Genomic DNA, 11,861 nt, shown 5'->3' on the forward strand with positions numbered 1-11,861 from the left:
GTGCACGTCTCGAGCGACTACGTCTTCGACGGCACCGCGGAGGTCCATGACGAGGCGGCGCCGCTGACCCCCTCGGCGTCTGCGGGCAGACCGAGGTCGCTGGCGACCGGCTGGTGGCGACCCTGCCGGAGCACTACGCCGCCCAGGGGAGGGCCGAGGGCGCCGGCGTCATCGCGCTGCGCCCCCGCAGCTCGGTGCTGGACCTCGCGAAGATCGAGGCGACCGGCTTCGTCGTGCGTGACCAGGCCGAGGCGCTCGCCGCTCATCTGGGAGTCGTCGCCCGCTGAGCCGGGACCGACGGGCACCGTGCCGGCGTCAGCGGGCGGCCTCCTCCGCGACTGCGGTGAACAGCTCCTCGTTCGAAGGCACCCCGGTCCGCACCGCGCCCTGCTCGTCGAGATAGATCCAAGTGAAGGGCAGGCCTGTCGCCGTCGTGATGTCGGGGCCGTCCATGAGCTGGAAGTGGACGTGCGGATCGGAGGAGTTCCCGGAGTTCCCGCACTGTCCGAGCACCTGACCGGCGCGCACCCTCGCCCCCACCGCGACGGTGGGGGAGCCGCGCCGGAGGTGGGCGAGCACCACGACCGTCCCGTCGGGAACGGCCGCGTCATCGGCATCACCGGCCGCCCCGCCGCCGGTCGCACGCACCAGGACGTGGTTGCCCAGCAGGTGCCGCGGGGCGCCGATGCCGCGCACGAACCCCTCGAGCAGCAGGTACGCGATGCCCGGCACGGAGAGCCGGCTGAGGTGGTCCCTGCTCGTGGCGTGCACCGCGACCACCTCCCCGTCGAAGGGCGCGAGGACGTCCTGGCCGAAGGAGGGGAAGGACTCGGGCCGACGCATCGGCCTCCACAGCGGATCCAGCGCGCGGGGCGAGGCGCCCTCGGGCTCGTAGGTGATGTCGATGGCGTACGTCTGGGCGAGCCGGTGGGTGTGCGACGGGACCTTCGAGGCGGGCGAGTTCAGACCCCGCCACCGCCCGGTCACGGGCAGCGCGAGCGGGATCGGCTCCCGGTCCGTCGCGGGGCGCTGACAGCGGCCCTGCAGGAGCTGCCCCGCGACCCCGAGCACCACCAGCGCCACGCCCAGCAGGTACAGCGGGCCGATCCCGCGGCCCAGCGAGACCGTCACGATGATCAGGAGCGCACCGAGCGCGAACGCCGGCCCGGACAGTCGCAGCACGGAGGACATCGAGGAACCTTGCCGGTGAGGGGGCGGAGATGCACCCACAGTACGCACTGACGGGCTGGTCCGTCCCGGGTCTTCCGCGACCGCTCGGAGGGGCCTCGCCGCCGGGGCCTGCAGAGTCGGGCTCAGTCGGCGCGGACCCCCGGCCCGCCCGTCGGCCCCGGGGCGACCGACGGGTCAGTGCCCGTAGCCGCTTCCCGGCTCGGTCCGCTCCTCCGCATCGATCTCGTCCTGCTGCGCCTCGATGATGCCGTCGTGCTGCTCGGCCTCCTCGCGGGAAAGCCTCTTGGTGCGCTCGTCGACGAGGTCCTCGATCTCGTCCCTCGACGAGCTCTCCTCCCCCTGGTCCTCCGGGTCGGGGCGCGGCTCGTCATCAGGGTGGTGCATCGGTGTGCTGGTCATCTCGGTACCTCGTCTCCTGGTCGATCGGTCCGGTGGTGTCTCCGGACGGGTCAGTCGCCGGGCCATTCCCCGAACGTCTTCTCGAAGGCTCGGGCGCCGCCACGGTCCACGAGCGCCTTGACCGTCGCGTAGATCGCGCCCTGGAGCGCGGCGGCGATGAGGATCTCCCGCAGCGGGAACTCGGACTCGAGCGCCTTAGGGGTGTCCTTCGATCGTGAGGGAGAGGCGACCTTCCAGAGCTGCTTGAACAGCACCCCGGAGAGGGCGCCGCTGAGGATCCCGCTCGCCAGGCCGACGGGCCGATAGAGGATCTTCGCGGACGTGCTGGTGGGCTTCCGATGGGCCATGAGGTGCTCCTTCGCGCAGTGCAGTGTGGCGGGCCCGGCCGGGAGGGGCCGGGTCAGCGCCGACGGGTGATCAGCAGGCCGACGGCGGCGAACACGGTCGCGCCGGCGGCCGCGGCGAGCAGCGCCGGGACGGGGCTGTGCGGGTCGGCGGCTGTGTGCCGGGCGTGGGAGAGCGTGGACTGTGCGCGCTCGCGGGCGTGGTCGACCTGCTCACGGGCGCGGTGCGTGAGCCGGCTGATCTGCTCATCGGCCTGCGCCTTCGGGTCGAGCTTGTCGGAGAGGGCCTCGACCGTCTCGCCCAGCTCGCGGCGGGTGCGCGCGATGTCGGCCTCGATCTCGTCGGGGCTCGCGTCGTCGGCCGGTTCGCGGGGTTCGCCGGCGCCGGGGTTCACGCGGATGTTCTCGCCCTGGCCGGGCCTGGCAGCTGAGTGGGACATGTCAGATCCGCTCCTTGATCTCTCGGGCGTCGCGGCGCACGGTCTCGACCGTGCGCTCCGGCGCGGGGGTGAGGCCCTCGGCCTTCTTCTTGCCGAGCAGCGCGGCGATCCCCGCGGCGATGAACACGGCGACGGTGACGATCAACGCCGCGGCCCAGGCCGGCAGGAACAGCGCCAGGACCAGGATCAGCGTCGCCAGGAGCGTGCCGACGCCGAACCAGGCGAGGATCGCACCCGCGCCGAACAGCCCGGCGGCGGTCCCGCCCTGCTTGGCCTTCTCGGTGTACTCGGCGCGGGCGAGCTTCAGCTCGTCCCGCACCAGCCGTGCGGTCTGCTCCGACAATCGGTCCACGAGGTCGGCGACGGACGGTTCCCCGGGGGGTCGAGAGGTGGTCACGGGAGGCTCCCTTCTCTGCGGTCGCTCCCACCACGCCGCGCCGATGATCGGGGCGGGGCCTCATCCCGCCGCGCTGTGCGGCGGGGTGCGAGACGGATCTGGTGGTGCTGGACATAGCCTAGGGACGGCGCGGCGGCGCCGGCCACGGCCGGCGAGGCGGGGCGAACGTCCCGCCGCCATATTCGGGCGCTCAACTGCGGCGTTCGGGCGCGCGGAAGCGTCGGGAGGAGCGTCCGACCGTATGGTCGCGGCGTCCGCGGCGCGCCGGCCTGCACGTGCATCCATGCGGAGGAACCCGTTGCGGGCACGCCTGTCCTCCCGGCGGCGGGCGTGGTTCGATCGCTCCACGCGCACGGAGGGCCTCACCGAGGAGGACGGACATGACGTCGACGAGCAGCAGTCGCGGCCCCGCGGAGGGCCGCTCCCGCGAGGGGGTCCGCACGTCGGGAGCCGAGGACCGCCACCGCTCCGGCCGCGCCGGCACCCATCCCGCGGACGCCCCCGATCCGGAGGACCCGCGCAAGCCGGACTCACCTGCCGAGGTGACGGCCCCCTCGTGGCGGTACGTGCTGCGCACGACGATGCGGGAGTTCTCCGCCGACGGGTGCACCGATCTCGCCGCCGGTCTCACCTACCGCACCGTCCTGTCGATCTTCCCCGCCCTGATCGCGCTGGTGTCGATCCTCAGCCTGTTCGGGCAGGACGACCAATCGGTGACCGCTGTGCTCGACCAGGCGCGGGCCATCGTGCCCCCCGAGGCGTGGCAGACGGTGCAGCCGGCCCTCGAATCGATCCTCACCGCGCCCGCCGCCGGGCTCGGCCTGATCCTGGGACTGGCCACCGCCCTGTGGTCCGCCTCGACCTATACCCGCGCCTTCGGCCGGGCGATGAACATCATCCACGACGTTCCCGAGGGGCGCGGCGTCGTCAAGCTCACCGTGCAGATGTACCTGCTCACCGCCCTGTTCCTGGTGCTCGGTGCGGTGGGGCTGATGATCTTCGTGCTCTCCGGCCCGGTCGCCGAGGCCGTGGGCGACGCGATCGGCGTGGGAGGCGCGGCGGTGTTGGCGTGGAACATCGCCAAGTGGTTCGTGCTCGCCGGCATCGTGGTGCTCGTGGTGGCGCTGCTGTACTACGCCACGCCCAACGTGCAGCAGCCTCGCTTCCGCTGGATCAGCATCGGGGCGCTGGTCGCGATCCTCGTCGCCGTGCTGGCCAGCGTCGGGTTCTTCCTCTACGCGGCGAACTTCGGCAGCTACAACGCGACCTACGGCGCCCTCGCCGGCGTGATCATCCTGCTGCTGTGGATGTACATCGTCAACGTGATCCTGCTGTTCGGCGCCGAGCTCGACAGCGAGATCGAGCGGGGCCGCGAGCTGCAGGCCGGGATCCCGGCCGAGGAGGAGCTGCAGCTGCCGCCCCGGGACACCAGGGCCAGCGACAAGAGGGCGAGGAAGTACGCCGAGGACGTCGAGCGCGGACGCAACCTGCGCGAGAGCGCCGGGCGCAGCCAGGAGGACCCGGCCGCGGCCCGCGACGGCGAGCGTCGCGGGGGGTCCGACAGCGATCGCCGGCACCGGCGCCACGACGGATCACGCTGACGGGCACGGCGCTGCGGTGCCGGCCACGACCACCGCCCGCATCGGCCGAGTCGGGCCGGTCGCCGCCGCGCCGCGAGGGCGCCGCGACCCGCGCCTCACACCAGGTCCCGCGGGATCCGCCGCGACCAGCTCTGCGAGTGCACCCGCGGATCGCCCCGCTCGGCATCCAGCTCGTGCGCGTCCAGCTGGGCGTCGATCACGAACTCGGTGGGGGTGGAGGTGAGGATCGTGCGCGTCGTGATCAGCGCGCCCCAGTCCTCCCGCTCCACCCGGCGCACGGTGCGGGTCTCCCCGCGCACCGAGGTCACGTCGTTCCAGCGGAAGCTGTACCACTCGTCGGTCGCGCGGCGGATCCGACTGCCGGTCTCGTCGATCAGGAACTCGCCCTGGTCGTTGACCACCTCGAGCACGGACTCGTCGGTCGCCAGATCGCGCGTGACCCGCCAGTGGTGCGCGCCGGGGGCGAGATCGGTGACGGCCAGAGGCTCGGCGGCCTCGGGCTCGCCGAACTCGTGCAGGTGCGCATCCTCCTCGCGGGGTGGCCGGACGGGCAGGAGCAGGCGGCTCGTGCCGGTGGTCAGCGTGACCGTCGCGGCATCCGGCGCGGGCCAGATCAGCGGCCAGTACGAGGTGGAGACCGACAGGCGCAGCCGGTGCCCGGCGGGGAAGGACTGGGCGACGCCGTTCAGCGGCACCTCGACGCGGTACTTCCTGCCCGGCTCGAGCGGCTGCGGCTCGGCGCTGCCGTCGCGGTGGGTCAGGTTCAGCACGCCGTAGGTCACTCGGGTGGCCTCCCCGGAGGGGGCGACGTCGGAGAGCCGCACCGCCAGCTGGGCGACGGGCCTGTCGGCGCTGACCTCGAGCTCGCAGCTGGGAAGGCCGAAGATCTCCAGCTCCTCGGTGAGCTCGGGCGTCTCGAAGAACAGCGCGCCGCCGTCCTCCTCCCGCTGGTCGAAGGGCAGGTCCGGCACCGCGGCGTAGGAGGCCCACTTGCCCGCGAACATCCCCACGCTCAGCGGCGAGAGGACGGAGACCTCACGGCCGGGCTCGTCGGCGGCCCCCTCCTCGAGATGATGGCCGCGCAGCGCGTACTCCCGCTCCTCGATCCGGGGGGAGGGCCACCGGTCCTCGGCGATCCAGCGGCCCGGACGGTCGGCATAGGAGGAGGCGGGGGAGACGCTGTCCTGCATCCACGCGCGCACCATCGGCTCGTCCATGATCCCGGTGTCGGCCCCCTTGAGCCAGTGGTCCCACCAGCGCACCACCTCCTGCAGGAACCCGATCGCGGGGCCGGGCACCCCGATGTGCGGGTACTTGTGGCCCCAGGGCCCGATCAGGCCCTTGCGCGGCACGTCGAGGTTCTCCATCAGGCGGAAGATCGCGTTGGTGTACCCGTCGGCCCATCCGCCGACGGCCATCACCGGGCAGCCCACCTGCGAGTAGTCCTCGCATACCGACGCCGGCTTCCAGTAGTCGTCCCGTCGCTGGTGCTCGAGCCAGGTCTCCAGCCACAGCCCGCTGCCCTCGAGGCGCTCGTGCCACATCTCGCGCCAGCGGTCGCCGACGATCTGCGGGTCCGGCGGGAGGGAGTTGAAGGCGAACATCACCGTCGCCTCGGAGAGGTTGTCCGCGAGCAGGCAGCCGCCCATGTAATGCATGTTGTCGACGTACAGGTCGTCGGTCGCCGACGCGCTGATCACCGCCTTGAGCGCCGGGGGTCTGCGCGCGGCGAGCTGGAGGCTGTTGAACCCACCCCAGGAGATGCCCATCATCCCCACGCTCCCGTCGCACCAGGGCTGCTCGGCGAGCCAGGCGATGACGTCCTCGGCGTCCTCGTGCTCCTGCTCCCGGTACTCGTCGACCATCACGCCGTCGCTGTCGCCGCTGCCGCGCAGGTCCACCCGCGCGCAGACGTAGCCGTGACCGGCGAGGTAGGGATGGTTCAGGTCGTCGCGCGCACGGCTGGAGTCCCGCTTGCGGTACGGGATGTATTCCAGCACCGCGGGCACCGGGCGCTGCTCCGCGTCGACGGGCATCCAGAGCCGGGCGGCGAGGCGGGCGCCGTCGCGCATCGGGATGAACACGTTCTCGATCTCGCGGGTCTCGTGGGGGAACTCGGTGACGGTCCTCATGGGTGCGCCTCCTGATGGTCCTAGAGGGTGCGTGGTCACTCGTGGGGGCAGGCTCGGGCACCTGCCACGATGCCAGCCGACGGCCGGGCTGTCACCCGTCGGCCGGGGCGGGCGCGAACTCGAAGGGGATCTCGGCGGCGATCTCCCGGTAGCGCTCGACGAGCTGCTCGGTGCTGTCGGCGCCGATGTAGAGCTTGCCGAGGATGAAGCGGTAGCTGTCCTGCCCCGGCAGCTCCGAGAGCCGGTCGCCCTCGGCGACCTGGAGGGTCAGCAGCGTGCCTGGCCAGCGGCGCGCGAGCTCGGCCTTGTCCTCCGCGGAGGGGACGCGGGTGACGACTGCGTCCTCGTCGTGGAAGAGCATGCACTGCGCGGCGGTGGCGAACTCGCCCTCGCGATGCGGCATCCGCGGCTTCTCGCCGAGCGCGATGTCGATCGCGACCTCGTGGTTCGAGCTGCCGTCCACCTTCGCGAACAGGTCGCTGTGGGACTGGGAGATGCGGGTGTTGACCTCGATCAGCCACAGCTGGTCCTGCTCCCGGTCCCACATGAACTCGGAGTTGAAGCAGCCGTCGTCGTAGCCCACCTGGCGCAGGTACCGCTCGGTGAGGTCGATCATCCGCTGCTGCACCGGCTCGGGCACGGAGCTGGCCGGGTAGTCCAGCCGCGAGAAGCTGGTGCCCGCCTCGTCCTTGTGCATGTCGAACACGCCGTGGACGTGGTACTCGCCGCGGAACATGGTGCCCTCGGGCGCCACCTGGGTGCCCTCGACGAACTGCTCGGCGAGGCAGGAGTTGCCGCCGGCGCCCTCGAGCTCCGCCGGCAGCGCCACCCGGCGCAGCACCTGGTTGAAGGCGTCGCCGATCTCGCCGATGTGCTCGCGGATCTCCTCGAGCGCCGCGGCGAACTGCGCCTCGTCCTCGACCTTGAAGCCGAGGGCCGACGAGTGCGCCTTGACCGGCTTCACCCAGAACGGGAAGTCCAGGCCGATCGTGGCCAGGGCGTCGTCGTCGAACGGGTCGAAGGCGGCGACGCCGGGCACGCACTCGGGGATGCAGCGCTGCTGCTCGAGGCGGCTCCAGTACTTGTGCTCGCTCTTCAGCAGGCTCTCGAGCGACGGCGCGGGCAGGCCGTTCTCCGCCGCGAGCACCGTGGCGAGCACGCTGACCGGGAAGTCCCAGTGCGCGATGATCGCGTCGATGCTGCCGTCGAAGGCGTCCAGCTCCGCGCGCGCGTCATGGAGCAGCTGGTCGAAGTCAAGGTCCGTCGTGTTCACCAGGGTCTCGTAGTCGAGCACGCCGTGGAAGGTGAGGTCCTCCGCGTTCCTGACGGTCTCGAGCTCACGGCGCTGCACGTCCGTCAGCCCCAAGACGAAGATGTTCTTCGTGTTCATGCGTGTGCTCCTCCGCGGGCCGGGATCGAGTGTGCCGGGGTCGGAGTTCCCCGGGCGGCCCGGATGCCGCGACTGTTGCACGACGACCCCGTCGGGGCGCACGATACGGGCCGATCGGTCGGACTCCGGCGCTGCGTGCCCTATCAGCTCCGGAACCGGGCCGTATACGCCGCGAAGTCCCACGGCTCCTGCCCGCGCTCGTCACCGTCGAGGAACTCCGTCGCGGCCTTGCGCCCCTTGCGGTAGAGCAGGTCGCGGTCCTCGTCGGAGAGGTCGAACTGGGTGGGGCGCACCGAGTCGGTGTCGATGAAGATGGTCCGCTCCACCGCATGCTGGGCGTCGATGTGCATCCGGTCGTAGAACCCGGTGACCGTGTCCACCACCGCCTTCCCGAAGGAGAGCGGGCCGCGGATCCGGTTGCGCTGGCCGAAGTCCGCCTCCGGCTTGGCCGAGAGCTTGATGCCGAAGGTGGGCCAGCGCGGCGGCTCGCCGCCCGGCCGATCGAACACGGAGACCGGGAAGTTCGAGAGCATCCCGCCGTCCACCAGCACCGCACTGCCGCCCGCGGGGGACTTCCACCGCACTGGCCGGAAGAACAGCGGGATCGAGGACGAGACCCGCACCGCCTCCGCGATCCGCAGCCGCTCCGGGGCCCGCCCGAGCTCGGCCGCGTCGCGGGGCAGCAGCCGCAGCTTCCCGGCCGAGAGGTCCGAGGCGGTGACCACCAGGCGGTGACGGCGCGGATCGTCCCTGCTCACGTCCACCTCGGGATCGTCGATGACGAGGTCGCCGAAGGTGCCGGTGCCGCCTGCCGGGGCGTGCTCGGCGAGCTGCTCCTCGAGCCACTGCTGGAGGAAGTCGCCGCGGTGGATCCCGTTGTGCAGCAGGATCGACAGCGCCTTGCCGGGCAGGGTGCGGGTCCACCACGGCCCGTCCTCGAAGCGCCGGTAGTCGGTGGCGCGGAGGATCTCCACCATCGTGGACCCGTCGATCCCCGACGCGGCGAGCGCGCCCGCGATCGCCCCGGCCGACGAGCCCGCCACCCGGTGCACCCGGTAGCCGCGCTCCTCGAGCACCTCGATCGCCCCGGCCAGGGCGATGCCCTTGACCCCGCCGCCCTCCATCACGAGGTCGACGCGATGCGAGAGGTCCTCGCCGCCGGCGTGCGCAGATTTACCCTCAGCCGCGGCGTGCGCAGATTTGCCCTCAGCCCCAGCGCGCGCAGTATGGCCCTCACCCTGGGGGTGCGCAGATTTACCCTCAGCCGCGGCGTGCGCAGATTTGCCCTCAGCCCCAGCGCGCGCAGTATGGCCCTCACTCTGGGGGTGCGCAGATTTACCCTCAGCCCCAGCGTGCGCAGATTTGCCCTCATCTTTCGAGTGCGGGGCGGCGCTCGGCGGGGTGTCGGGCGAGACGGCAGGCTGCGGGGACGTCATGGCGCCCAGGCTAGGGGAGCGGTCCGACGCCGAGCCGACGCGGCCGGGCCGCGGGCAGGCCGGTGGACAGATCCACGACGCAGGGATAGCGAACATGGGCGAAGGGCGTGCTCGAAAGCCCATGTCTGCTGACCGGCCGACCTGCGACGGCGCGTCATGCAGGACTTCGCTCGGGCCGAAAGTTTTGTGCCTTCGGCGACTCATGCGAGCCCGCAGATGAGTCCTCACGGCCACAAAAGCTCACCGGCCCCGCGCCGGCCGGGTCCACGACGTCGCTTCCCGCCACCGAGACGTGGCGATGTGACGGTATTGGGCCTCATACCGTCACAAACTCAGGTCTCGATCGCGTGCTGCCCGGTCTGCCCCGTCCAGCCCGCCCCCCCGCGCCGTCCCGTCCTGCCCCCACCCCACCCACGCAACAACCCGCCGAGGCCGATGCGATCGCTCGCACCGACCCCGGCGGGTCAGAATCCTGCGGAGGCCCTGGTCAGAGCCCCCTCAGATGCCCTGCTGAGAACCCCCTGCTCAGAGCGTCCTCTCCAGCGGGTCGAAGCCCTCGGGCAGCACCGGCACGGTGTCCACCGACGACTCGACGTCCACGAACTCGCCGCGCTCGGCCGACTCCTCCGCGGAGAGCATGATGTCCAGCACGTGGTAGCCCACCTCGCCGCTCGCCACGTGCGGGCGACCGTCCTGGATGGCGCGGACCATGTCCAGCAGGCCCAGGCCGCGGCCGGTGACCGGGCCCTCCTGCTGGATCTCGATCCACTCCTGCTCGGGCGGGGCCTCGCCGAAGGACTCGAAGGGGCGCACGTAGGCGATGCGGCCCTCGAACATGTTCGGGTCGGGGATCGAGAGCGAGCCCTCGGTGCCGTGGATCTCGACGATGCCCTGACGGGCCAGCGGCGAGTCGAAGCTGACCAGCGACGTGCCGGTCTGGCCGCCCTCGAACTGGGTGAGCACGGAGATGGTCGACGGCGGCTCGACGGGGAACTTCTGCCCCTTGTTCGGGCCGACGAGGATCTCGCGCTCCTCCTGTGCCTTCAGGCCCATCGCGGCGACCTTCTCGACGGTGCCGAACAGGCTCACTAGGGTGGTGAAGTAGTACGGGCCGATGTCCAGCAGCGGGCCCGCGCCCTTGGCGAACAGGAAGGCGGGGTTCGGGTGGAAGACCTCCGGGCCCTGCCACTGCATGGAGGTCTGCGCGAACAGCGGGCGGCCGATGAGGCCGTCGAGGATCGCGCGCTTGGCGGTCTGCACGCCGGCGCCGAGCACGGTGTCGGGGGCGCAGCCGATGCGCAGCCCGGCCTCGTCGGCCTGCTTGAGCAGTGCGGCGGTGGACTCGCGGTCCAGGCCCAGCGGCTTCTCGGTCCACACGTGCTTGCCCGCGGCGATCGCCTGCGAGGAGATCTCCGTGTGCACGGCGGGGATGGTCAGGTTCACGACGACCTGCACGCCCGGGTGGTCCAGCACGTCCTGCGCGGTGCCGGAGGCGGGGATGCCGTACTTCTCGGCCTGGGCCGCGGCGACCTCGGTGTTGAGATCGCCGAGGATCAGGACCTCGAGGTCGGGGAAGGTGGTGAGGTTCGTCAGGTACTGGTCGGAGATGACTCCGGTGCCGATGAAGCCGACGCCCACGGGGCCGTTGAAAGGGGTGCTCATGCTGCGAGTCCTCCGTCGATCAGGAAGCGGTAGCTGTTCTCGACGTCCGCGAAGACGTCGCCGGGGGCGTTGTCGTACTCGATGACGGCGTACTTCACGTTCGTCGCCGCCTTCATCGCCTCGACGGTGGGCACCTCGCCCTGGCCGGCGTGGCGCTGGTCCAGGCTCGAGGAGCTGAACTTCGGGGCGCCGGGCGCGAAGGGGTTGGACTCGGGCTTGATGCCGTCCTTGACGTGGATCGCGACGAGGCGGTCGCCGAGCTCCTGCACCAGCGCGACGACGTCCTGGCCGCCGACGAGGGCCCAGTACAGGTCCAGCTCGATCTCGACCGACGGATCGACCAGCGACAGGAAGCGCTGGTAGGCGGTCTGGCCGTCGAAGTCCGCGAGGAACTCCTGGGCGTGGTTGTGGTAGCCGACGGCGAGGCCGAACTCCTTGGCCTTCTCGGAGGCGGCGTTGAGGCGCTCGGCGATGTCCTTCACGCCGTCCTCGGTGAGCCAGCGCTCGGTGGGGACCATCGGGTCGATGACGGTCTTCATGCCGATCTCGGCGGCGGCCTCGAACACGACCTCGTTGGAGGGGGTGGGGATGGAGCCGTCCGGGGTCCACAGCTCGTCGGAGAGCAGCGGGGCGTGGCCGGTGGGGGAGGCGAGGCCGGAGGCGTCCAGCGCCGCACGGATCTCCTTCGGACGACGCACGAAGTCGAAGGCCTCGACGTTCTTCAGGCCGATGCCGGCGAGCTTGTCGAGGGAGCCGTTCATGTCTGCGGAGAACTCCGCGGCCAGCGTGTACAGCTGGACGGAGGCGAGGGGCAATGCCACGGGTGACCTGCTTTCGGTACGTCGTCGTCAGAGGGCGGGTCGCACTCG

At 71.5% G+C, this 11,861-nt stretch carries 12 protein-coding genes; 2 read left to right on the plus strand and 10 right to left on the minus strand.

The features are described from left to right. Positions 1 to 113: 113 nt before the first annotated feature. Complete coding sequence (locus DEU31_RS17055; protein WP_243733687.1) at positions 114 to 287, plus strand: hypothetical protein; 174 nt, start codon at positions 114 to 116, stop codon at positions 285 to 287. A 28-nt stretch (positions 288 to 315) separates the two neighbouring features. Here the strand turns inward: DEU31_RS17055 and DEU31_RS02510 are convergent, their stop codons facing one another. The 5 genes from DEU31_RS02510 to DEU31_RS02530 all read right to left on the minus strand — a co-directional run bounded on the left by DEU31_RS02510 (position 316) and on the right by DEU31_RS02530 (position 2,771). Next, entirely contained in the window at positions 316 to 1,191 is an 876-nt protein-coding gene (locus DEU31_RS02510) for a M23 family metallopeptidase (protein ID WP_133675547.1), read from the minus strand. A gap of 174 nt (positions 1,192 to 1,365) precedes the next feature. Next, positions 1,366 to 1,590 carry a hypothetical protein gene (locus tag DEU31_RS02515; RefSeq protein WP_133675549.1) on the minus strand — a complete coding sequence of 75 codons (225 nt, stop codon included), beginning with the start codon at positions 1,588 to 1,590 and terminating at the stop codon, positions 1,366 to 1,368. 50 nt (positions 1,591 to 1,640) lie between these two features. Then, complete coding sequence (locus tag DEU31_RS02520; RefSeq protein ID WP_133675551.1) at positions 1,641 to 1,937, minus strand: DUF4235 domain-containing protein; 297 nt, start codon at positions 1,935 to 1,937, stop codon at positions 1,641 to 1,643. A gap of 53 nt (positions 1,938 to 1,990) precedes the next feature. Further along, positions 1,991 to 2,374 carry a DUF3618 domain-containing protein gene (locus tag DEU31_RS02525; RefSeq protein ID WP_133675553.1) on the minus strand — a complete coding sequence of 128 codons (384 nt, stop codon included), beginning with the start codon at positions 2,372 to 2,374 and terminating at the stop codon, positions 1,991 to 1,993. A 1-nt stretch (position 2,375) separates the two neighbouring features. Further along, a complete protein-coding gene (locus tag DEU31_RS02530; RefSeq protein ID WP_062947281.1) occupies positions 2,376 to 2,771 on the minus strand; it encodes a phage holin family protein in 396 nt (131 codons plus the stop codon). A gap of 380 nt (positions 2,772 to 3,151) precedes the next feature. On the opposite strand from DEU31_RS02530, the gene DEU31_RS02535 reads away from it, so the two are divergent. Continuing rightward, complete coding sequence (locus DEU31_RS02535; protein WP_133675557.1) at positions 3,152 to 4,372, plus strand: YihY/virulence factor BrkB family protein; 1,221 nt, start codon at positions 3,152 to 3,154, stop codon at positions 4,370 to 4,372. Positions 4,373 to 4,467: 95 nt separating this feature from the next. Here the strand turns inward: DEU31_RS02535 and DEU31_RS02540 are convergent, their stop codons facing one another. The 5 genes from DEU31_RS02540 to DEU31_RS02560 all read right to left on the minus strand — a co-directional run bounded on the left by DEU31_RS02540 (position 4,468) and on the right by DEU31_RS02560 (position 11,813). Next, the gene (locus DEU31_RS02540) at positions 4,468 to 6,504 is read right to left on the minus strand and encodes a CocE/NonD family hydrolase (RefSeq protein WP_133675559.1); all 2,037 of its coding nucleotides are present in this window, start codon (positions 6,502 to 6,504) and stop codon (positions 4,468 to 4,470) included. A gap of 91 nt (positions 6,505 to 6,595) precedes the next feature. Further along, positions 6,596 to 7,894 (minus strand): ATP-grasp domain-containing protein, encoded by a 1,299-nt coding sequence (locus DEU31_RS02545; protein WP_133675561.1) that lies wholly within the window; start codon positions 7,892 to 7,894, stop codon positions 6,596 to 6,598. 143 nt (positions 7,895 to 8,037) lie between these two features. Further along, positions 8,038 to 9,018: a patatin-like phospholipase family protein gene (locus DEU31_RS02550; protein WP_133676298.1), complete on the minus strand. Its 981-nt coding sequence runs from the start codon at positions 9,016 to 9,018 to the stop codon at positions 8,038 to 8,040. 837 nt (positions 9,019 to 9,855) lie between these two features. Further along, positions 9,856 to 10,992 carry a Gfo/Idh/MocA family oxidoreductase gene (locus tag DEU31_RS02555; RefSeq protein WP_133675563.1) on the minus strand — a complete coding sequence of 379 codons (1,137 nt, stop codon included), beginning with the start codon at positions 10,990 to 10,992 and terminating at the stop codon, positions 9,856 to 9,858. Further along, entirely contained in the window at positions 10,989 to 11,813 is an 825-nt protein-coding gene (locus tag DEU31_RS02560; protein ID WP_133675565.1) for a sugar phosphate isomerase/epimerase, read from the minus strand. Before DEU31_RS02560 ends, DEU31_RS02555 begins: the two co-directional genes overlap by 4 nt. Positions 11,814 to 11,861 lie beyond the last annotated feature (48 nt).

Source organism: Brachybacterium sp. AG952 (assembly GCF_004362645.1).
Classification (GTDB): Bacteria; Actinomycetota; Actinomycetes; order Actinomycetales; family Dermabacteraceae; genus Brachybacterium; species Brachybacterium conglomeratum.

Bases quoted from the DNA above. Each gene is read 5' to 3' on its own strand.
- DEU31_RS02515 (WP_133675549.1), bottom strand. From the start codon at position 1,590: ATGACCAGCACACCGATGCACCACCCTGATGACGAGCCGCGCCCCGAC.
- DEU31_RS02520 (WP_133675551.1), bottom strand. From the start codon at position 1,937: ATGGCCCATCGGAAGCCCACCAGCACGTCCGCGAAGATCCTCTATCGG.
- DEU31_RS02525 (WP_133675553.1), bottom strand. From the start codon at position 2,374: ATGTCCCACTCAGCTGCCAGGCCCGGCCAGGGCGAGAACATCCGCGTG.
- DEU31_RS02550 (WP_133676298.1), bottom strand. From the start codon at position 9,018: ATGGAGGGCGGCGGGGTCAAGGGCATCGCCCTGGCCGGGGCGATCGAG.
- DEU31_RS02535 (WP_133675557.1), top strand. From the start codon at position 3,152: ATGACGTCGACGAGCAGCAGTCGCGGCCCCGCGGAGGGCCGCTCCCGC.
- DEU31_RS02555 (WP_133675563.1), bottom strand. From the start codon at position 10,992: ATGAGCACCCCTTTCAACGGCCCCGTGGGCGTCGGCTTCATCGGCACC.
- DEU31_RS02540 (WP_133675559.1), bottom strand. From the start codon at position 6,504: ATGAGGACCGTCACCGAGTTCCCCCACGAGACCCGCGAGATCGAGAAC.
- DEU31_RS02545 (WP_133675561.1), bottom strand. From the start codon at position 7,894: ATGAACACGAAGAACATCTTCGTCTTGGGGCTGACGGACGTGCAGCGC.
- DEU31_RS02510 (WP_133675547.1), bottom strand. From the start codon at position 1,191: ATGTCCTCCGTGCTGCGACTGTCCGGGCCGGCGTTCGCGCTCGGTGCG.